This is a genomic window from Nocardioides sp. Root240 (assembly GCF_001428825.1).
Taxonomy (GTDB): Bacteria; Actinomycetota; Actinomycetes; order Propionibacteriales; family Nocardioidaceae; genus Nocardioides.
In genome coordinates this window covers 239,773-259,737 of sequence record NZ_LMIT01000015.1, presented here as the reverse complement: position 1 = coordinate 259,737, position 19,965 = coordinate 239,773, and the positions used below count along the sequence as shown (strand labels likewise).

Annotated in this window: 21 protein-coding genes and 1 riboswitch; of the genes, 9 read left to right on the top strand and 12 right to left on the bottom strand. The window is 71.1% G+C overall.

Features of this window, described 5'->3' with window-relative positions; genetic code table 11:
• Positions 1 to 31 precede the first annotated feature (31 nt).
• Together ASE20_RS22370 and ASE20_RS22365 are read left to right on the top strand one after the other, a co-directional pair.
• Positions 32 to 961 (top strand): alpha/beta fold hydrolase, encoded by a 930-nt coding sequence (locus ASE20_RS22370; RefSeq protein ID WP_056896902.1) that lies wholly within the window; start codon positions 32 to 34, stop codon positions 959 to 961.
• Between the two features lie 169 nt (positions 962 to 1,130).
• Positions 1,131 to 1,493, top strand: a complete 363-nt coding sequence (locus ASE20_RS22365) for a hypothetical protein (RefSeq protein ID WP_082612826.1) — start codon at positions 1,131 to 1,133, stop codon at positions 1,491 to 1,493.
• Between the two features lie 2 nt (positions 1,494 to 1,495).
• On the opposite strand, the gene ASE20_RS22360 is transcribed toward ASE20_RS22365, so the two are convergent.
• Genes ASE20_RS22360 through ASE20_RS22345 form a run of 4 tightly spaced genes read right to left on the bottom strand, consistent with a single transcriptional unit; the run spans position 1,496 to position 5,786 of the window.
• Complete coding sequence (locus tag ASE20_RS22360; RefSeq protein WP_056896781.1) at positions 1,496 to 2,698, bottom strand: ABC transporter ATP-binding protein; 1,203 nt, start codon at positions 2,696 to 2,698, stop codon at positions 1,496 to 1,498.
• Between the two features lie 7 nt (positions 2,699 to 2,705).
• Entirely contained in the window at positions 2,706 to 3,539 is an 834-nt protein-coding gene (locus ASE20_RS22355; protein ID WP_056896780.1) for a carbohydrate ABC transporter permease, read from the bottom strand.
• A gap of 1 nt (position 3,540) precedes the next feature.
• Positions 3,541 to 4,467: a carbohydrate ABC transporter permease gene (locus tag ASE20_RS22350; protein WP_056896779.1), complete on the bottom strand. Its 927-nt coding sequence runs from the start codon at positions 4,465 to 4,467 to the stop codon at positions 3,541 to 3,543.
• Positions 4,464 to 5,786, bottom strand: coding sequence for an extracellular solute-binding protein (locus ASE20_RS22345; protein ID WP_157538315.1), 1,323 nt, complete (start codon positions 5,784 to 5,786; stop codon positions 4,464 to 4,466). The genes ASE20_RS22350 and ASE20_RS22345 overlap by 4 nt, the downstream gene beginning before the upstream one ends.
• A 131-nt stretch (positions 5,787 to 5,917) precedes the next feature.
• Here ASE20_RS22345 and ASE20_RS22340 point away from each other — a divergent pair, with 131 nt between their 5' ends.
• A complete protein-coding gene (locus ASE20_RS22340) occupies positions 5,918 to 7,120 on the top strand; it encodes a DUF4032 domain-containing protein (protein WP_056896777.1) in 1,203 nt (400 codons plus the stop codon).
• A 73-nt stretch (positions 7,121 to 7,193) separates the two neighbouring features.
• Positions 7,194 to 7,982 (top strand): hypothetical protein, encoded by a 789-nt coding sequence (locus ASE20_RS22335; RefSeq protein WP_056896776.1) that lies wholly within the window; start codon positions 7,194 to 7,196, stop codon positions 7,980 to 7,982.
• Between the two features lie 25 nt (positions 7,983 to 8,007).
• On the opposite strand, the gene ASE20_RS22330 is transcribed toward ASE20_RS22335, so the two are convergent.
• A complete protein-coding gene (locus ASE20_RS22330) occupies positions 8,008 to 9,015 on the bottom strand; it encodes an asparaginase (protein ID WP_056896775.1) in 1,008 nt (335 codons plus the stop codon).
• 38 nt (positions 9,016 to 9,053) lie between these two features.
• Between ASE20_RS22330 and ASE20_RS22325 the strand changes: the two genes are divergently transcribed.
• Entirely contained in the window at positions 9,054 to 9,740 is a 687-nt protein-coding gene (locus ASE20_RS22325) for a YdeI/OmpD-associated family protein (RefSeq protein ID WP_157538316.1), read from the top strand.
• On the opposite strand, the gene thiC is transcribed toward ASE20_RS22325, so the two are convergent.
• The 7 genes from thiC to thiE all read right to left on the bottom strand — a co-directional run bounded on the left by thiC (position 9,716) and on the right by thiE (position 15,244).
• A complete protein-coding gene (gene thiC, locus ASE20_RS22320; RefSeq protein WP_056896774.1) occupies positions 9,716 to 11,386 on the bottom strand; it encodes a phosphomethylpyrimidine synthase ThiC in 1,671 nt (556 codons plus the stop codon). The two genes, ASE20_RS22325 and thiC, sit on opposite strands and share 25 nt — an antisense overlap.
• Positions 11,383 to 12,081: a bifunctional hydroxymethylpyrimidine kinase/phosphomethylpyrimidine kinase gene (gene thiD / locus ASE20_RS22315; RefSeq protein ID WP_056896773.1), complete on the bottom strand. Its 699-nt coding sequence runs from the start codon at positions 12,079 to 12,081 to the stop codon at positions 11,383 to 11,385. Before thiD ends, thiC begins: the two co-directional genes overlap by 4 nt.
• Positions 12,078 to 12,632: a thiamine phosphate synthase gene (locus ASE20_RS22310; RefSeq protein ID WP_200952914.1), complete on the bottom strand. Its 555-nt coding sequence runs from the start codon at positions 12,630 to 12,632 to the stop codon at positions 12,078 to 12,080. Before ASE20_RS22310 ends, thiD begins: the two co-directional genes overlap by 4 nt.
• A gap of 59 nt (positions 12,633 to 12,691) precedes the next feature.
• Complete coding sequence (locus ASE20_RS22305; protein ID WP_056896771.1) at positions 12,692 to 13,456, bottom strand: thiazole synthase; 765 nt, start codon at positions 13,454 to 13,456, stop codon at positions 12,692 to 12,694.
• Positions 13,453 to 13,656 carry a sulfur carrier protein ThiS gene (thiS, locus tag ASE20_RS22300; protein WP_056896770.1) on the bottom strand — a complete coding sequence of 68 codons (204 nt, stop codon included), beginning with the start codon at positions 13,654 to 13,656 and terminating at the stop codon, positions 13,453 to 13,455. The genes ASE20_RS22305 and thiS overlap by 4 nt, the downstream gene beginning before the upstream one ends.
• Positions 13,653 to 14,648: an FAD-dependent oxidoreductase gene (locus tag ASE20_RS22295; RefSeq protein WP_056896769.1), complete on the bottom strand. Its 996-nt coding sequence runs from the start codon at positions 14,646 to 14,648 to the stop codon at positions 13,653 to 13,655. Before ASE20_RS22295 ends, thiS begins: the two co-directional genes overlap by 4 nt.
• A complete protein-coding gene (gene thiE, locus ASE20_RS22290; protein ID WP_056896768.1) occupies positions 14,648 to 15,244 on the bottom strand; it encodes a thiamine phosphate synthase in 597 nt (198 codons plus the stop codon). Before thiE ends, ASE20_RS22295 begins: the two co-directional genes overlap by 1 nt.
• A riboswitch (TPP riboswitch) is annotated at positions 15,235 to 15,345 on the bottom strand. (Overlaps the previous gene by 10 nt.)
• A 210-nt stretch (positions 15,346 to 15,555) precedes the next feature.
• Between thiE and ASE20_RS22285 the strand changes: the two genes are divergently transcribed.
• From ASE20_RS22285 to ASE20_RS22270, 4 genes are all read left to right on the top strand, one after another.
• Positions 15,556 to 16,815 (top strand): choice-of-anchor P family protein, encoded by a 1,260-nt coding sequence (locus ASE20_RS22285; RefSeq protein WP_318655563.1) that lies wholly within the window; start codon positions 15,556 to 15,558, stop codon positions 16,813 to 16,815.
• A 111-nt stretch (positions 16,816 to 16,926) separates the two neighbouring features.
• On the top strand, positions 16,927 to 18,615 hold the full coding sequence (locus tag ASE20_RS22280; protein ID WP_056896900.1) for a fumarate hydratase: 1,689 nt from the start codon (positions 16,927 to 16,929) through the stop codon (positions 18,613 to 18,615).
• Positions 18,616 to 18,688: 73 nt separating this feature from the next.
• A complete protein-coding gene (locus tag ASE20_RS22275) occupies positions 18,689 to 19,621 on the top strand; it encodes a hypothetical protein (protein ID WP_056896766.1) in 933 nt (310 codons plus the stop codon).
• 47 nt (positions 19,622 to 19,668) lie between these two features.
• On the top strand, positions 19,669 to 19,953 hold the full coding sequence (locus ASE20_RS22270; protein ID WP_056896765.1) for a zf-TFIIB domain-containing protein: 285 nt from the start codon (positions 19,669 to 19,671) through the stop codon (positions 19,951 to 19,953).
• The last annotated feature ends 12 nt before the right edge of the window (positions 19,954 to 19,965 follow it).

Sequence of the window (19,965 nt, the reverse complement as noted above, 5' to 3'; positions counted from 1 at the left end):
CAACTACACCGAATTGGGCACACTGGTGGACATGTCCGTCCGTTCCGCTGGCCACGAATGGCCGGAAGTGATCATCTCCGACGAGCTGGTCGCCCCGATCTGCTCCGGGATCGAGATCTGCTACCAGACCTTCGGCGACCCCGACGACGAGCCGCTGCTGCTCGTCATGGGCCTCGGCGGGCCGATGACCTGGTGGGACTCCGAGCTGTGCGCCCAGCTCGCCGCCTCGGGCTTCTACGTCATCCGCTACGACAACCGCGACACCGGCCGCTCGACCCGCGGCACCGAGCGGGTCCGTCGGTCGCAGCTGCTCCGCGCCTTCCTCGGTACGCCGACCCGCGCGCCCTACTCCATCGCCGACCTCGCCCGCGACGCCTTCGGCCTGCTCGACCACCTCGGCATCTCCGCAGCGCACGTCGCCGGGATCTCGATGGGCGGCATGATCGCGCAGACCATGGCCCTGACGGCGCCCGAGCGGGTGCTCAGCCTGGCGAGCATCATGTCGACGACGGGGCGCCGCAGCGTCGGCGGCCAGCACCCCGCCCTGCTCCCCACGCTGATCGCCACCCGCGGCCCCGGCCGCGAGGACTACGTCCGCGGCAGCCTGGCGGTCTGGAGGACGATCGGCTCGCCGCGCTTCCCACAGCCCGACGACAAGCTGCGCAAGCGGGCCGGGGACACCTTCGACCGCGGCGTGAGCCGGGCGGGCGTGCTGCGCCAGATGATGGCCGTGCTCACCCAGCCGGACCGCACGGAGGCGCTGCGCCACCTCGTCGTCCCCACGCTGGTGATGCACGGGCTCGCGGACCGCATGGTCCACGTCTCCGGCGGCCGGGCCACGGCCGCCGCCGTCCCCGGCGCGCGCGTCGTGATGATCGAGGGCTGGGGCCACGACCTGCCCGCGCCGCTCTTCACGACCTTCACCCGCGCGATCCGCGCCAACGCCGACCGGGCGGCCTGAGTCCCACCTGCCTCCCCGGCAACGGCACCGGCCACCGCGCGTCCACGACCACCCGCCGGCCGTCCGGTCGTCCACAGTCCTGTGCCCGCCGGCCGGTCCGCGTCGACCGGTCCTCCTAGCGTCTGTCTCCCGCGCCGGACGTGCCGGCGCACGACTCTCGGGAGTGCAGATGAAGCTGAGGACGTTCGGCCTGCTGGCCGTGACGGTGCTCGTGACCGGCCTGCTGGCCCTCGCCGACGGCGCGTCCGCCCAGGACGGGCCCCGCGCGCCGCGCTGGCAGCCATCCGGCGACACGATCGTGGCGGTCGAGGGTGACGCCGACAACGGCTTCACCATCCATCACTACGACGGCACGTCGTTGTCCCCGCCCACACTCTCGGAGACCACGGCCGAGTGCGGCGAGTACGACACCGAGGTCGCCGTCACCGCCTGTCAGGTCGAGGTCGAGACGTGGTTCCGCGACCTCGCCGACCTGCAGGCTGCCATCGCCTGGGCGCGCTACGACGCCGCGCGCTCCCGTCCGGGCCGGTGAGCTCAGCCGGCCGCGACCTCGGCGCCCGGGATCCGCCCGGCGCGCTCGCGGTCCACGGTGAGGTTCTCCCCGGTCGCCGGGTCGAACAGGTGGATCTTGCTGGCGTCGACCCAGATCTCCGCCTCGGACCCCTCGGCGATGCGGCTGGCGCCGTCGAGGGAGACCACCAGCTGGGTCCGCATGCCCTCGCCGTCGAGGTCCTTCTCGAGCTGCTGCAGCTGCTCGCGGACCTCGGCCGGAGCCTCGAACGGGATGTAGGCGTAGGTCTCGTTGCCGAGCCACTCAACGGCGTCCACCGTGGCGGCGAACGTCGAGCCACCGCGCCCGTCGGCCGACGCCAGGGAGGCGTCCTCGAAGTGCTCGGGGCGGATGCCCGCGATCAGCAGGCCACGCCCCGCGGCGCGCGACGCCTTGTCAGCGGGGATCCTCACCGAGCCGAACGGGAGCTGGAGGCTGTCCCCCTCGACCGTCGCGGGCAGGAAGTTCATCGGCGGCGAGCCGATGAAGCCGGCGACGAACAGGTTGCCCGGGTTCTCGTAGAGCTCGCGGGGCGTGGCGAGCTGCTGCAGGACGCCTCGCTTGAGGACGGCGACCCGGTCGCCGAGCGTCATGGCCTCGGTCTGGTCGTGGGTGACGTAGACGGTGGTGATGCCCAGGCGCTTCTGCAGCCGGGCGATCTCGGTGCGCATCTGGCCGCGCAGCTTGGCGTCGAGGTTCGACAGGGGCTCGTCGAACAGGAAGGCGTCTGCCTGGCGCACGATCGCCCGGCCCATGGCCACCCGCTGGCGCTGGCCGCCGGACAGGTTGCCGGGCTTGCGCTCGAGGTGCTCGTCGAGCTCGAGGGTCGCGGATGCATCGCGGACCAGCTTGTCGACCTCGGCGTCCGGCATCTTGGCCAGGCGGAGGGGGAAGGCGATGTTCTCGTACACGGTGAGGTGGGGGTAGAGCGCGTAGTTCTGGAACACCATGGCGAGGTTGCGCTCGCGGGGTGCGAGGTCGTTGACCCGCCGCTCCCCGATCAGCATGTCGCCGGAGGTGATGTCCTCGAGACCGACGATCATCCGCAGCAGGGTCGACTTCCCGCAGCCGGACGGCCCGACGAGGATCATGAACTCGCCGTCGGCGACGTCGATCGAGACGTCGTTGACCGCCGGGAAGCCGTCGCCGTACTTCTTGACGATGTGGTTCATCGTGATGGCTGCCATGAGGACCTCACCCCTTCACCGCGCCGGAGGTGAGGCCGGCGACGATCTTGCGCTGGAAAATCAGGACGATGACGATGATCGGGATGGTCGCGATGACCGCTCCCGCGGCCAGCAGCGACGCCGGCCGGTTGAACGGGTCGTCCCCGACGAAGAACGACAACGACGCCGGAATCGGGCGGGCGTTCTCGGTCGAGGTGAGCGAGATGCCGAAGACGAAGTCGTTCCAGGCGAAGAAGAAGGTGAGGATCGCGGCCGTGAACACGCCGGGGGCGGCGAGCGGGACGATCACCTTGCGGAAGGCCTGCCAGGACGTGGCGCCGTCGACCTGGGCGGCCTGCTCCATCTCCCACGGGATCTCGCGGAAGAACGCCGAGAGCGTCCAGATCGCGAGCGGCAGGGTGAAGGACATGTACGGGATGATCAGACCGGGCCAGGTGTCGTAGAGCCCGGTCGCGCGCCACATGTCGAAGAGGGGGCCGATCAGCGAGACGACGGGGAACATCGCGATGGCCAGCGCGATCGACAGCACGGCCTTCTTCCCGCGGAACTCGAGGCGGGCGATGGCGTAGGCCGCGAGGGTCGCCACCACGACCGAGAGCAGCGTCGCGATGAGGCTGATGCCGATCGAGTTGAGGATCGCCCGGCGGAACTGCTCGTTGTCCCACACGGCCTGGTAGTTGTCCCAGCCGGCTCCCGCGCCGTCAGCAGGGAAGAAGCCCGGGCTGCCGTTCTTGACGGCCTCCTGGGACTTGAAGGAGAGCGACACGATCCAGGCGACCGGGAGGAGGCACCAGACGAGGATCAGCAGGCAGCCGACTGCGGTACCGATGCGGTTCTTCATGTCACGACTCCTGCCGGGCCTGCGCCAGGTCGACGCGGAAGAGCTTGACGATGCCGAAGGCCACGACCAGCACGGACAGGAACAGCAGCACCGAGAGGGCCGAGCCCATGCCGAGCTGGAACTGCTCGATCGTCTGGCGGTAGGTGAGGAAGCTGATCGACTCGGTGTTCACCGCACCGTTCGTCATCACGAAGATGTTGTCGAAGATCCGGTAGGCGTCCAGCGCCCGGAAGAGGACGGCGACCATGATCGCGGCCCGCATGTTCGGCAGGATCACCCGCGTCAGCCGCTGGGTCCACGTCGCTCCGTCGACCTTGGCGGCCTCGATCATGTCCTCGCTGACCTGCGCCAGCCCGGCGAGCAGGAGCAGTGACATGAACGGCGTGGTCTTCCAGATCTCCGAGACCATGATCGCCACCACCGCGGACGATCCCTGGCCGAACCAGTTGTAGTCGTCGCCGACGAACGGCAGCCAGCCGTTGACGAAGCCGTTCTGGAAGGAGAACGCGAACTGCCAGGCGAAGCCCGAGACGACGGTGATGATGCCGTAGGGCACCAGGATCGAGGTCCGGATGACCCCCCGGGCGAAGATCACCCGGTGCATCACCATGGCGAAGACGAAGCCGATGACGAGCTCCACCGCCACGGTGACGACCATGTAGAGCACGGTCACACCCGTGGTCTTCCAGAAGAGCGGGTCGCTGAGCGCGGTGAGGTAGTTGCCGAGCCCGACGAACTCGCGGTCGTCAGGAGCGGTCAGGGCGTAGTCGAAGGTCGAGAGGTAGAGCGCCCGGAGCATCGGGAACGCGGTCACCAGCAGCATCAGGACGATGGCCGGCGCGACGAGCTTCTGGCCGAGCCTGGTCTCGGCCCGGGCACGGTCGCTCACGACGGGCTTGCCGCGTGCGGGGGCGGTCGCGGTGCTCACAGCAGCGCCTTCCCTTCGAGGACGTCCTTCAGGTACTTCGCGGACTCCTCGGGCGTGCTGTCCGGGTCGACCGAGGTGGGCGAGTGCCACCGGGACTGGATCGCGCCCGAGATCATCGCGTAGAACGCGCTCTTGGGTCGCGGTCCGCCCTCGTCGACGCTCGTGCGGAACAGCTCGACGAGGTCCTTGGGGTACTCGCCGCTGGCAGCGACCTTGTCGTAGGCCGAGTTGGTCGAGGGCATCAGTCCCGCCTTGAGGGCCAGGTCCACCTGGGCCTGCTCGGAGGTGATGCAGCGCGCGGCCTCCTCGGCCCAGTCGGGGTGCTCGGAGTAGGCGCCCACGCCGATGTCGATGCCGCCGACCGGCGGTTTCGAGGGCTCGCCCTCCACCGTCTCCGGGTAGCGGGCCCACCCGAGGTCGGCCAGCTGGTCCTCGGTGATCCCGTCAGGAGCGCCGACCAGGCCCGCGTAGTTCTTGTAGACGAAGGTCCAGTTGACCATGAACTCGCCCGGCCCCTTCGCGGGGTACATCTGGCCGAGGCTGGTGCCCTCCCGCGACACGCTCAGGTCGGGCTGGGCGGCCTTGTCGGCGAGCTTCTCGATCACGGCGGCAGCCTTGCGGCCCGCGTCGGAGTCGATGTCGACCTTCGCGTCGCGCCCGGCCTCGGTGTCGGAGACGATGTCGCCGCCAGCGCCCTGGATGAGGGCGTTGATCCACACCATGTAGGCCTCGTACTTGTCGGCCTGGACCCCCACCGTGCCGCCCTGCTGGGCCGCTGCGTCGATGACCTGGTCCCAGGTGACCGGCTTGGTCATGTCGAGGCCGGCGGCCTTCGCGAGCGACTTGCGGTACCAGAGCAGCTGCGTGTTCGCCCACAGCGGGATCGCGTAGACCTTGTCGTCCCAGGTGACCGTGTCGGCGGCGCCGGAGAGGTAGTTGCCGCTGCCGTCGACGCTCTTCTCGACCTCGGTGGCGAGGTCGCCGGTGACCTCCCGGAGCCAGCCGGCGTTGGCGAACTCCGCGACGAACACGGGGTCCAGGTTCATCAGGTCGGTCGAGGAGTCCTCGGCCGCCAACCGTCGCGCCAGCTGCGTGCGCTGGTCGGTCGCGCCGGTGGGAAGCAGCTGCACCTCGATGTCGTAGTCACCGGTGCTGCACTGCTTCGCGTAGTCCTGGAAGACATCGACCCCGTCGGGGTTGACGTACCAGTTCAGGACCGGCTTCCCGGACCCGCCGCAGGCCGCGAGCCCGCCGGCAGCCAGGACCCCCGCGATGGAGACCGCGAGCGACCGGCAGCGCGTGCCTCGTCTCGACGTCATCGTCCAGATCACCCCTCCCGAAATGTGGCGTGCATCACTCGGTCTACCCCAGGAGCGGGGTGGTTGTCCACGGTCCCGCAGGCGCCCGGTGCCCGTGACCGCGGTTCTCAGACGGGCGTAGGTTCTGCGACATGGCGCTCCACGTTGTCGCCGCGCGCACCGATCCGGCCCTGTTCCGGCTGCCCTGGTCGCGCCCGCTGGCGGACTGGGAGGACTGGTACGTCGTGAACCTTCCTCTCGGACTGTCGCGCCACGTCGTGCGGGTGGTCCAGGTGAACCGCCAGTTCCTCGCGGTCAAGGAGACGACCGAGGAGATCGCCCTGCGCGAGTACGAGCTGCTGCGCGACCTCCAGCGCCTCGACCAACCGGCCGTCGTACCGCGGGGCGTCGTGACGGGCCGGGTCGACGACGCGGGCGAGCCGCTGCCCGCGGCGCTGCTGACCGAGCACCTGCACTACTCGCTGCCGTACCGCACGGTCTTCCAGCACGGGCTGCGCGCCGAGCAGGTACCGGCGCTGGTCGACGCCCTCGTCGTCCTCCTCGTGCGGCTCCACCTGGCCGGCTTCTTCTGGGGCGACGTCTCGCTGTCGAACGCCCTCTTCCGCCGTAGCGCCGGCGGTTTCGCGGCCTTCCTCGTCGACGCGGAGACCGGCGAGCTGCGTGCGAGCGTGTCCGACGCGATGCGCGAGCACGACGTCACGGTCGGGGTCGAGAACATCTTCGCCGAGCTGCTCGACCTCCAGGCGAGCGGCGACACCGACATCGAGGTCGACGGCCAGGCCGTCGTCGCGCAGCTGGCCGAGCAGTACCACTCGCTCTGGGACGAGCTCACCGCGGCGGAGGAGTTCGGCGCCGACGAGTGGTACCGGATCGAGCAGCGGATCGCACGCCTCAACGACCTCGGTTTCGACGTCGACGAGCTCGACGTCCAGGCGGCGTCGGACCGGGTCCGGATCCAGCCGAAGGTCGTCGAGGCCGGCCACCACCGGCGCGAGCTGCGCGAGCTGACGGGCCTCTCGGCCGAGGACAGCCAGGCGCGCAAGCTGCTCAACGACCTGGCCGCCTTCACCGCCCACTTCGGGTACGACGACGAGGACCGCGCAGTCGTGGCCCACCGCTGGCTCACCACCATCTACAACCCGATCGTCGCGCTGCTCCCGGCCGGCCTGGCCGACCGGATCGCTCCCCCCGAGCTCTTCCACGAGGTGATGGAGCACCGCTGGGCCCTGTCAGCGCAGGCCGGCCACGAGGTCGACATCTTCGACTCCGCACGCGACTACGTCGCGACGGTGCTCCCCCATCGCCCGCCGGACTCGCCCTCCGGCGTGCGCTGATCCCGACCGGGTTTGGCGCGGGCGCCCCGGGCCGAGGATGGGGAGACGCACCCTTCGATCTCGGGAGTCATCCATGCGTCGTCTCATCGTCCTCGTCAGCGCGGTCGTCCTCGCGTTCACCACCCTCGTCCCCGCCTCGGGACCCGGCTCCGCAGCCACCGGCAGCGGTGCTGGTCCTGTCCTCGCCCGCGACGTGCCCGCCTTCCAGACCGCCCGCAACCGCCAGTACAAGCAGGCGTCCTTCACCTACAGCCGCGTCTGTCCGGGATGCAGCGGCTACAACTACTCCAGCAACAACTTCCCGAAGGCCACGGGCAACGTGTCACTCGTGATGACCAGCTACAAGATCCTGGACCAGAACAACAGGTACGACTTCTTCCTCGTCGACGTCACGGCGACGATCGGCAACCGCAAGGGCGACGAGGACTGGGGCTGGATGAACTTCGACATCCGCAGCACCGGCACGGTGAAGGTGCTCTCGAGCTCGTACTCGCTCGGCAAGGACGTCAGGAACACCACCACCTGCAAGAGCTACCCGGTCGACCTCGGCGTCGGCTTCTACGGCGTCTCTGCGGGCACGACCGTGGGCCACGTGAAGTTCTGCAACCCCGGCTCCAAGGTCGCGTCGTCGTCGATCACGCGTGGCCGGCACTACCACGCGACGGGAATCTCGGGGATCGCGCAGCTGCAGATGCAGCGCTACGTGCGGGTCGCCAACGGCAAGCTGCCGTCCTTCTCGATCACAGCCGAGCGCAACGTCGACAGCAGCAACTGCGCGACGTGGTCCGACGGCTACCACTGCTGGGTCAACCACGGCACCCGCACGAGCAAGTGGTCGATCGGGACGTCGCGCCAGAGCTGAGGCCTGAGCGGGGCGCGCGGGTTGCTCAGAGCCGCCCGCGCGCCTCGAACTCGGCCGCCACGTCGGCCCGCGCGAGCGGGCCCCTCAGGGCCAGGGCCCACAGCAGCAGCCGCGCCTTCACCGGGGGCAGCCACCCGGCGCCGACCGCGCCCCGCTCGATCAGGTCGATCTCGGAGCCCGGGTAGCCGTACATCGCCCGTCCGGTCGGACCGGAGCCGGTGCGGGAGGCGAAGACGACCGGCACCTGGCGGGCGAGCCGCCCGATCGCCTGCGCCATCGTCGGGGAGACGTGGCCGGCACCGAAGCCCGCGACGACCACGCCGTCGACCTCGTCAGCGCGGATGGCGTCGAGGAGGTACCCGTCGTCGCCGAGGTAGGTCGTCACGAGCGGGACCCTCGGGTCGCCGGTCTCCTGGCCGGAGGACAGCCGCAGGGGCGGCACCCGGCCCGCCGGTACGCCGTACCCGACCTCCGCCTCGACGCACCGCCCGATCGGGCCGAACACCGGCGAGCGGAAGGCGCCGGTCGCCATCGAGTCGGTCTTGGCGACCCACCGCGCCTGGTGGATCTCGTCGTCGAAGGCGACCAGGGCCCCGCGCTCGCGCGACTGCCGCTCGGCCGCGCAGCGCACCGCGGTGAGCAGGTTGGCCGGGCCGTCGGCGCCCGCGGCCTGCGGCGAGCGCATCGCACCGGTGACGACCAGAGGCTCGGGACGGTCCCAGAACAGGTCGAGCAGGTACGCCGACTCCTCGAGCGTGTCGGTGCCCTGCGTGATCACCACCCCGGTCGCGCCCGCGTCGACGACCTCGCGCGCCCACAGCAGGGTGCGCAGGATCGTCGGCTCGTCGAGCGACGGGCTCGGCAGCTGCGCCAGGGTCTCCGCACGGACGTCGGCGACCGACGCCAGCCCCGGTACGGCGGCCGCGAGCCGCTCCGCCGTGAGGGTCGGCACGATCTCGCTGCCGTCGGCGACGCTGGAGGTCGAGGCGATGGTGCCGCCCAGCGCTCCGACGGCGATGGTGGGACGCGTCATGCGCCCATGATGTCGGAGCCGGGTGACAGGCTGGTGCCATGGCGAAGGACACCACCCCCGGCCGGATGGGCGGCTCGGCCGAGCGACCCGCCCGCTTCTTCGCGGACACCGACGAGTTCGACGCCTGGCTGGCGGCCCACCACGACACCGAGACCGAGCTGTGGATGGGCATCCACAAGAAGCACGTCCCCGACGGCGGGCTCACCTGGGCCGAGGCCGTGCCCGTCGCCCTGTGCTGGGGCTGGATCGACTCGATCGCCCAGCGCATCGACGAGGACGCGGTCCGCCAGCGGTGGTCGCCGCGCAAGAGGACCAGCAACTGGAGCAAGGTCAACCTCGAGCTCGTCGAGCAGCTGCGCGCCGCCGGGAGGATGCAGCCCAGCGGCCTCGCCATCTGGGAGCAGCGGCGCAAGGAGCAGGCGCCCTACACCCACGAGGTCGACGGCGAGCTCGTCCTGCCCGAGCCGTACGCCTCCCAGCTGGCCGCTTCGCCGGCGGCCACCGCCTACTGGGAGGCCGCCACCCGCACCTACCGCCGCGTCTGCACCAACTGGGTTCTCTCGGCCAAGCAGCAGAGCACCCGCGACCGCCGGATGACCCAGCTGGTCGAGGAGTCCGCCGCAGGGGAGCTCATCCCGAGCCAGCGCTACGGCGAGATTCCGAGGTGGACCGAGCGCGCGGCTGCCGCGGCCCGCGCGGCTCAGGACGCCTCCGGCTCCACGTAGACCGTCCCCCCCAGCTCGACGAACTCCGCCGACTTCTGCGCCATCCCGTCGGCCGCGAACCGCTCCCGGACGTCCTGGCTGATCCGCATCGAGCAGAACTTCGGCCCGCACATCGAGCAGAAGTGCGCGGTCTTGGCGTTCTCCGCCGGCAGCGTCTCGTCGTGGAAGGACTCCGCCGTCACCGGGTCGAGCGAGAGCGCGAACTGGTCGTGCCAGCGGAACTCGAAGCGGGCCTTCGACAGGGCGTCGTCCCAGTCCCGGGCGCCGGGGTGCCCCTTGGCGACGTCGGCGGAGTGGGCGGCGAGCTTGTAGGTGATCACGCCGGTCTTCACGTCGTCGCGGTTGGGGAGACCGAGGTGCTCCTTCGGGGTGACGTAGCAGAGCATCGCGGTGCCGTGCATCGCGATCGCGGCCGCACCGATCGCCGAGGTGATGTGGTCGTAGCCCGGCGCGATGTCGGTCGCCAAGGGCCCCAGCGTGTAGAAGGGCGCGCCGTGGCACCAGTCCTGCTGCAGCCGCACGTTCTCCTCGACGAGGTTCAGCGGGACGTGGCCGGGACCCTCGACCATCACCTGCACGTCGTACGCCCACGCCCGCTCGGTCAGCTCGGCCAGGGTGCGCAGCTCGGAGAGCTGGGCCTCGTCGTTGGCGTCGGCGGTGGCACCGGGGCGCAGGCCGTCGCCGAGGGAGAAGGACACGTCGTACTGGCGGAAGATCTCACAGAGCTCGTCGAAGTGGGTGTAGAGGAAGTTCTCCTCGTGGTGGGCCAGGCACCAGCCGGCCATGATCGAGCCGCCGCGGCTGACGATCCCGGTCACGCGGTTCGCGGTCAGCGGGACGTACCGCAGCAGCACGCCGGCGTGGATCGTCATGTAGTCGACGCCCTGCTCGCACTGCTCGATCACGGTGTCGCGGAAGACCTCCCACGTCAGCTTGTCCGCCTCGCCGTTGACCTTCTCGAGCGCCTGGTAGATCGGCACCGTCCCGATCGGCACCGGCGAGTTTCGGACGATCCACTCGCGGGTGGTGTGGATGTCCTCGCCGGTGCTGAGGTCCATCACCGTGTCGGCGCCCCACGTGATCGCGTGGGTGAGCTTGTCGACCTCCTCCGCGATCGACGAGGTGACCGCGGAGTTGCCGATGTTGGCGTTCACCTTCACCAGGAACCGCTTGCCGATGATCATCGGCTCCGACTCGGGGTGGTTCACGTTGGCCGGGATGATCGCCCGGCCCGCGGCGACCTCGCTGCGCACCAGCTCGACGTCGCACTGCTCGCGCGCGGCGACGTAGCGCATCTCCTCGGTCACGGTCCCCGCCCGGGCGTAGGCCATCTGCGTGACGTTCCCTCCGCGGCGTGGGCGCCGCCTCGCACCCCGCCACGGGTCCTGGGCCTCTCCGCGACGCACCGCCGAGCGGCCGTTGTCGAGCAGCTGCTCCTCCCTGCCGTCGTACGACGTCGTGTCGGCGCGTCCCTCGATCCAGGCCGCGCGCAGCGGCGGCAGGCCCACCTCGGGGTCGGAGCCGGGGCCGGACGTGCAGTAGCGGTCGAAGGTCTCGCCGTTGGTGAGCGCGACGCGGGTGAACGGGACGGCCAGGTCGCCGACCTCGATGCGGGTGTGGGCGGGGTGGACGGGGTGGACGGTCATGGAGTGACTCCTTCGGTGGGGGCGTGCAGGTGGGCGACGGGTCCCCGGCCGCGGCCGAGGGTCCAGTCCTTGCTGAGGTGGAGCTGTCGGGCGACGAAGGCGTCGGCGCGGAGCGCGGCAGTGGCGAGGTCCTCGCCCCGGGCCAGGTACGACGCCAGCGCGCTGCTGTGCGTGCAGCCGGTGCCGTGGTCGTTGGTCGTCGGGATGTCACCGCCGCGGGTGACCAGGACGTGCGCGCCCGTGGGCCGGCCGAGCGCGACCCACTCGTCCTCGTTCGGCGTGACGACGTCGGCGAGCGGCAACAGGTGCTCCCGGTAGGCCGCGACGACCTCGTCGGTCGCGAGCGTCGCGCCCGTGCTGGCGCGCAGCACCGGGTCGACCACGAGCCGGGGTCGTGTGCCTGGGACATCGGCCAGGCGGGTGCTCAGGCAGGAGACCGTCTCGACGGTCGCGAGCATGCCGGTCTTGATCACCGCGACCGGCAGGTCGGCCAGCACGGCGTCCAGCTGCGCGAGCACGACGGCGGTGGGCAGCGGGTGGACGGCGTGCACCGCGGTCGTGTCCTGGACGGTGACGGCGGTGACGACGCACGCACCGTGGACGCCCAGCGCGGCGAAGGTCGCGAGGTCCGCCGCGACGCCCGCGCCCCCGCCGGGGTCGGTTGCGGCGATCGTGACGACGACGGGCGGGTTCATGCGACCACCTCGAGCAACGCAGCGACCACGACCGCCGGGTCCGGCGCCCGCATGACGGCACCCATCACGGCCACGCCGTGGGCCCCGGCGGCCCGGGCCGCGGCGGCGTTGGCGGGGCCGATCCCCCCGAGCGCGTACGTCGGCACCGGCAACCCGGCGTACGCCGACGCCGCCAGCGGAGGACCGTGCCCCGGCTTGCTGGCGGTCGGGGCGAATGGCGACAGGGTCACCCAGGCCGCGCCCTCACGCGCCGCCTGGTCGACCTCGACGCGGTCGTGGCAGGACCGCCCCCACCGGCCCCCGGCCGGTGTCGGGTCGGTGGCACGGACGTGGACGCCTGCCCCGCCCGGCACCGGACGGTGGGCGGCGATGACCGACAGCCCGCGCCCGTGGGCAACCGCGGCGAGCGCGGCGCGCTCGTCGTCGGGCAGGTCGGACTCCCGCAGCAGCACGCTCGTCGCGCCGCCGTCCGCGACCGCTGCCAGGACGTCGGCGAGCGTCCGGCCGGAAGGGACCTGGTGGCGGTCGGTCAGCACGAGCAACCGAGCCAACGTCATTGTGTCCGTGGGCTCCAGCCCACGGAGCCTATGACGCAAGCTCGCGCAACCCCTCACCCGATCCTCCCCAGCACGGGGCTCGACGCCCGGGCGGTGGGCCGGCGCGGGATCCGGCCGGCCTCGTACGCCAGCCGCCCGGCCTCGACGCCCAGCCGCAGCGCCCGGGCCATCACCACCGGGTCGTCGGCCCGGGTGACGGCGGTGGCGGCGAGGACGGCGTCGCAGCCGAGCTCCATCGCCAGGGCGGCGTCGCTCGCCGTACCCACGCCGGCATCGAGGACCACGGGGACGTCGACCGCGGCCCGCACCGCGGCGATGGCGTGCGGGTTCAGGACGCCCAGGCCCGAGCCGATCGGCGAGCCCAGCGGCATCACCGCCGCGCAGCCGGCATCGACCAGCCGGCGGGCGACCACGGGGTCGTCGGTCGCGTAGGGCAGCACGGTGAAGCCGCGCCGGACCAGCTGCTCGGCCGCGTCCAGCAGCTCGACCACGTCGGGCAGCAGCGAGGCCTCGTCACCGATCACCTCGAGCTTCACCCAGTCGGTGCCGAGCGCCTCGCGGGCCAGCTCCGCCGTGAGCACCGCCTCCCGGGCCGACAGGCAGCCGGCGGTGTTCGGCAGCAGCCGGACGCCGGCGGCCCGCAGCTCGGCGAGCAGCCCTCCGTCGGCCAGCGAGGACGCACGACGCATCGAGACCGTGACCAGGGCCGGCTCCGCGGCGGCCAGGACGGGGCCGACCAGCGACACCCGCGGCAGGCCGCCGGTCCCGAGGAGGAGTCGCGACGACAGCTCGACGCCGGCGATGGTGAGAACGGTCATCCGCCCTGCACCGCCGTCACCACGTCGACCACGTCGCCGTCGGTCAGCGATGCCACCGGCCAGGTCGACCGCGGCACCACCTCCCCGTTGACGGCGACCGCGACCCCTTCGGGTCGCGGCTCCCCCAGTCGTTCGTGGAGCAGATCGGCGAGCGTCGTGTGCGGGGTCCGCACGGACGCGCCGTTCCAGGTGATCGTCATCGCACTCCTTCCATCGCGCGGCGGGGGTCGAGGACCGGCTCGAGGTGGCCGTCCTCCAGGTGGTCGGCCACGAGCCGGGCCGTCAGCGGCGCGAGCAGCACGCCGTGGCGGTGGTGGCCGGCGGCGAGCAGCACGCCGTCGACACCGCTCGGGCCGACGAGCGGCAGGCCGTCGGCCGTCGCCGGCCGGTCGCGTGCGGTGCCCTCGACGAGCTCGGCCCGGTCGAGCGCGGGCCAGAGCTGTCGGGCCGCTGCGAGCAGGCGCAGCGCACCGCCGGCCGTCACGACGGGCGGGCCGTCGTGCCGCTCGGACGTCGCGCCGAGGACGAGGCCGCCGCCGCCACGCGGCACCAGGTAGACCGGCTCGCCGGCGGCCCAGCCGCGCACCGTGCGCAGGGGCGGGTCGTCGGTCCGCAGCCGGAGGATCTCGCCCCGCACCCCGGTCACCAGGCCGGAGAAGGGCGGCGGGAGGCTGGTTCCCGTCGCGACCACGGTGACGTCCGCTCCCCGCGGTACGCCGACGAGCGGCACCCGTGCGAGCAGGGCGTCGCACACGGCCCGCGGATCGACGCTCGCCTCCTCCGGGAGCAGCGCCCCACCGGTGACCCGCGCCAGCGCGGGCTCGCGGTCGCGGACCCCGGCACGGTCGAGCAGCTGGGCGTCGTGACCGTGCCGCGTCAGCAGCTCGACCTGCCGGTCGACCTGCTGGAGGTCGCCGGCGTCGTACCCGACCAGGAGGGTGCCGTGCTGCCGCAGCTCCACGCCCAGCCGCCGGGCGAGCTCCGGCCACATCCGCAGGGACGCGGAGCCGAGGCGCAGCAGGTCCTCCTCGCCGTACCAGACCTCGGCGGTGGGGCTCAGCATCCCCGCGGCGGCGTACGACGCCCCGAGGGCCGGTCGCGGATCGACCACCGTGACGTCGTGCCCACGTCGGACCAGCTCGTCGGCGACCGTCAGCCCGACGATCCCGGCGCCGAGCACCTCGACCCTCATCAGGCGAGCGCCGTCAGGAGCTCCTTCGCTGCTGCCACGGGGTCGGGATGTCGCCAGATCGCGCCGATCACGGCGACGCCGTGGGCCCCGGCAGCGCGCACCTCGGCCGCGGACGGGGCCGTGAGCCCGCCGATCGCGACCAGCGGCAGCACACCGGCGGCGGCCGTCACGGCGGCGACCCCGAGCGGAGCGGGGAGGCCGGCCTTGGAGCCGGACAGGTGGACCGGCCCGAAGCCGGCGTAGTCAGCACCGGCCTCGGCGGCCGCGACCACCTCGGCGCGCGAGCGGCAGGTCGCCCCGACGAGCAGGCCGGGCGCGATCCGGCGCGCATCGGCGACGGCGAGGTCGTCGGCACCCAGGTGCACCCCGTCCGCGCCGGCCGCGAGCGCGACGTCCAGACGGTCGTTGACGACCACGCGGGCGCCGTACGGGCGCACCGCGGCGAGCACCTCGCGAGTAAAATTTCGAAGGGCTCTCGAGGACAGGTCCTTGGCCCGGACCTGGAACCCGTCGACGCCGGCCGCGGCCAGCGCGGGCAGCAGGTAGTGGTCGTCCGTGGCGGAGACCAGGCAGAAAAGCCGTGGCAGAGCAGTCATCTCGTCCGTTCCTTCGCCGGCATGATCCGGATCAGGTGTGACGGTCGGAGCGGCTCCAGCTCCCTCTCAGCCCGCTGCCGCGGACTCCCGTGGGTGGTCGGCACCACGCTAGCGCACCGCTGGATTGCCGCAACGAGGGGTGGTGAGAGGGTTCCCCAACGTGACTTCCCGCTCATAACGCCGTTTACTGAGCGAGGGGTTCTCTCTCCGCGGCATCGTGTGCCCGGATAGCGTTTCTCCGGGGGAACAGCAGAACTTCACACAAACGATGGGAATGGGGTCCCGTGAGCGTCCGCAGAATTTCTTATTTGGTGGCTTTCGTCCTGATGGGCATGGGCCTTGTCGCCGTTCCCTCACCTGCGCAGGCTGCGCCGGTCGAGTGGAGCTACGCCGCCAGCACCGGCGGCACCTACATCAAGGTCCTCGACGGCGTCGTGCAGTCCGACCTGACCGCGCAGTCCGGTGTCACCGGCGGCGCCAAGTCGTCCAGCTCCAAGAACAGCACCCTCGCCGCGAAGGTCGCGGGCCTCGCCGAGGTCGGTGCCATCGAGACGACGACGTCCGCCACGGTCAACCCGACCAACACGGTCCTCAAGTCCTGGGCCCGCACGGCCCACGTGAGCCTGCTCAACGGCCTGATCACCGCTGACGCCGTCGAGACCAACATCAGCACGACCGGCCAGAAGGCGACCGGCACCGGCACCTACACCGCGTCGTCGCGCCTCGCGGGCATCAAGATCATCGGCATCAACCTGCCGCTGAACATCCCGAAGAACTACTCGGTCACCGTTCCGGGCGTCGCCAACATCACGCTGAACTACGCCATCAACGGCAAGGTCGACCGCGTCCTCGGCACCATGGGCTGGGCGATCGGCGTCACCCTGCTCAAGCCGTTCGGCAGCTACTCCGCCGGCGTGACCCTGCTGGTCAACCCGGTCAACCAGTACCTCTCCGAGGTCGACCCGTCCGAGGGCGCCGGCCTGTTCGGCACCGCCTACGGCACGCGCGTCCAGGCCGACGTGGGCGACACGGTCTCGATCGTCAGTGACCCGACCGCGCGCGTCGGTACGCCGGTCGGCTCGAGCAACGGCAAGACGCTCACCAACTCCACGCTGTCCGTGAAGGTGCCCGGCCTGCTGACCACCGGCGTCGTCAGCTCGACCACCACGTCGACCAAGGACGCCTTCGGCAACGCCGAGATCACCAACACCAACCAGACCGCGGGGGTCAACCTCCTCGGCGGCCTGATCAAGGCTGACGCCATCAAGGTGACGGCCTACGGCAAGGCCGACGAGGGCAAGTGGACGAGCAAGATGGAGCTCAAGCTCGTCAACCTCGTCATCGCGGGCCAGAAGATCCCGATCGACGTCTCGCCGAACACGATCATCAACGTGGCCAACCTCGGCCAGGTGGCGATCAACCGGCAGGAGGTCCACCCGGGTGGCGCCTGGATGAACCGCATCGACGCCGTGCGGATCACCCTGAGCACCGCCCAGGCCGGCCTGCCCGTCGGCGCGGTCATCGAGATCGGTGTCGCGAGCACGGCCATCGCGCCGCCCGGGACCTACTGATCCTGAGCTGACCCCGAGCAGCACGACAGAACGGCCACGAGGGCCGGGAGCGCACCAGCGCTCCCGGCCCTCGTGCCTTTCCCGGCGCGGCACGCGATATCCTCGGTGGTCGTGGCTGAAGCAGAGTTCCGGTACTCCGACCTCCTCCCGGCGTCGCACGACGACACGCCCTACCGCCTGATCACGACGGAGGGCGTCGAGACGGTCGAGGGTCCCGACGGCCAGACCTTCCTGAAGGTCGATCCCGCGGTGATCCAGCAGCTCACCGCCGAGGCGATGCACGACATCAGCCACTACCTGCGGCCGGCGCACCTGGCGCAGCTGCGCAAGATCATCGACGACCCGGAGGCTTCCGGCAACGACCGCTTCGTGGCGCTCGACCTGCTCAAGAACGTCAACATCTCCGCCGGTGGCGTGCTGCCCATGTGCCAGGACACCGGCACCGCGATCGTGATGGGCAAGAAGTCCGAGGGCGTGCTCACCGGCGCCGACGACGCCGAGTGGGTCAGCAAGGGCGTCTACGACGCGTACACGAAGCTGAACCTGCGCTACAGCCAGCTCGCGCCGCTGACGACGTACGAGGAGAAGAACACCGGCACCAACCTGCCGGCGCAGATCGAGCTCTACTCCACCCCCTCCAAGGACGGGAAGCCGGAGTACAAGTTCCTCTTCATGGCCAAAGGCGGCGGATCGGCCAACAAGTCCTTCCTGTTCCAGGAGACCAAGGCCGTCCTGAACCCGAAGCGGATGCTGGAGTTCCTCGACGAGAAGATCCGCTCGCTCGGCACCGCCGCCTGCCCGCCGTACCACCTGGCGATCGTGATCGGCGGTACGTCGGCCGAGTTCGCCCTCAAGACGGCCAAGTACGCCTCCGCGCACTACCTCGACAACCTCCCGACCGAGGGCTCGATGAGCGCGCACGGCTTCAGGGACCTCGAGCTCGAGGAGGAGGTCTTCAAGCTGACGCAGTCCTTCGGGATCGGCGCGCAGTTCGGCGGCAAGTACTTCTGCCACGACGTCCGCGTGGTGCGCCTGCCCCGCCACGGCGCGTCCTGCCCGGTCGCGATCGCGGTGTCCTGCTCCGCGGACCGCCAGGCGCTCGGCAAGATCACGTCCGAGGGTGTCTTCCTCGAGCAGCTCGAGACGGACCCCGCGCAGTACATGCCCGACGCCGGCGTCGCCGACGACATCTCCGGCGGGGAGGTCGTGAAGGTCGACCTGAACCGGCCGATGAGCGAGATCCTGGCCCAGCTGTCGTCGCACCCGGTGAAGACGCGGCTCTCGCTGACCGGCCCGCTCGTCGTGGCCCGCGACATCGCGCACGCCAAGATCCAGGAGCGCCTGGACGCCGGCGAGGAGATGCCGGAGTACCTGAAGAACCACCCGGTCTACTACGCCGGCCCCGCCAAGACCCCCGAGGGCATGGCGTCCGGCTCGTTCGGCCCGACGACGGCCGGCCGGATGGACTCCTACGTGAAGTCCTTCCAGGCCGCCGGCGGCTCGATGGTGATGCTCGCGAAGGGCAACCGGAGCAAGCAGGTCACCGAGGCGTGCGGCGAGTACGGCGGCTTCTACCTCGGCTCGATCGGGGGCCCCGCCGCCCGCCTGGCCCAGGACTGCATCAAGAGCCAGGAGGTCATCGAGTACCCCGAGCTCGGCATGGAGGCGGTCTGGAAGATCCAGGTCGAGGACTTCCCGGCGTTCATCGTGGTCGACGACAAGGGCAACGACTTCTTCACCGACCCGAGCGGGGCGGTCACCGTCCCCGTGTCTGGCATCCGGGTGCGCTCCGCGGAGTAGGAGAAGCGGCGGGGCCGCGGCATCGGCCTGTTGACACATTTGGGCAGAAAACGCCACGAAGGCTGCGGCGGGCGTGATCTACTCCCCCTTCCGGTACCACTCGGGTGCCGCCCTCTCGGAAGGTCTGGAGATGCTCGGTCGTATTCCTGTTCTCGCCCTGATCGCCGCCCTCGCGGCGACGCTGGTCGGCGTGGTGCCGGCGCAGGCGACGCCGCCCGACGTCACCGCCATCACCTCCTCGAAGGCCACGATCTACCCGAGGATCGGCACCACGAAGCGGCCGGCCAGCACCACGATCACCGTCGTCAGCAACACCGACGACGTGACGTCCCTCGAGGTCCGCAACACGGCCACCGACACCACGGTCCAGACCTTCGACCTCGCCTCGAGCGACACCGTGGTCTGGAACGGCCGCGACACCGGCGGCAACCTGGTGGCCGCCGGCAGCTACACCCTGATCGCCTTCAACGGCACCGACGCGGCCACGGTGACCGGCTCGGTGAACGTGTCGCTGCAGCGTCTGGTCCGCAAGACCTACACCGTCCAGGCACTGCCCACGAAGGCCTACTGGAAGTACGTCGGCAAGTGCTCCACGCTGCGCAAGCCGTCGCGACGCGGCTGGGCGGGGTCGTACGGCTACTACGCCAACACCAAGTGCCGCACCCAGACCTGGAACGCCAGCTCCGTGATCACCGTCCACGCCGTCCGGGTCCCCGCGGCCGAGCGCTACGTCGACGCGCGGATCGACACCTACGGCGGAGCCGCGAAGGGCCAGGCCGGCAGCCGCGGCGGGATCGAGTACTGGGACAACCCCAAGGAGACGTGGACCGCCTTCCGGTTCGCCGGCTCCAAGGTCGCCTGGCACAACGGCTACACCCGCGGCGCGACCCCGCTCGTCGACAAGGACCGCTACATCTCCTGGCGCTACTTCACGGCCTACAAGTCGCAGTACGACGTCGCGAAGTTCCGCGTCGTGGTGCACTACGACGTGCTCAGCGCCAGCTGAGGCAGCCCCGCCGGGAACCCGCGCCGAGCGCGGTCCGTTGACGAGGCATGCGCTGCCCCATCGACGAGACCACGCTGGTGATGAGCGACCGCAACGGCATCGAGATCGACTACTGCCCCCAGTGCCGGGGCGTGTGGCTCGACCGCGGTGAGCTCGACAAGATCATCGACCGCTCGGTCGGCATGCCCGCGCCCCAGGCGGCACCCCAGGCCGCCCCGCAGCAGGGCTACCCGCAGTACGACGACCGTCGCCGTCCCGACGACCGACGCGGCGACGACAGGCACTACAAGAAGCGCAAGCGCGAGTCGTGGCTGAGCGAGCTGTTCGACTGACGCAGCTCGACG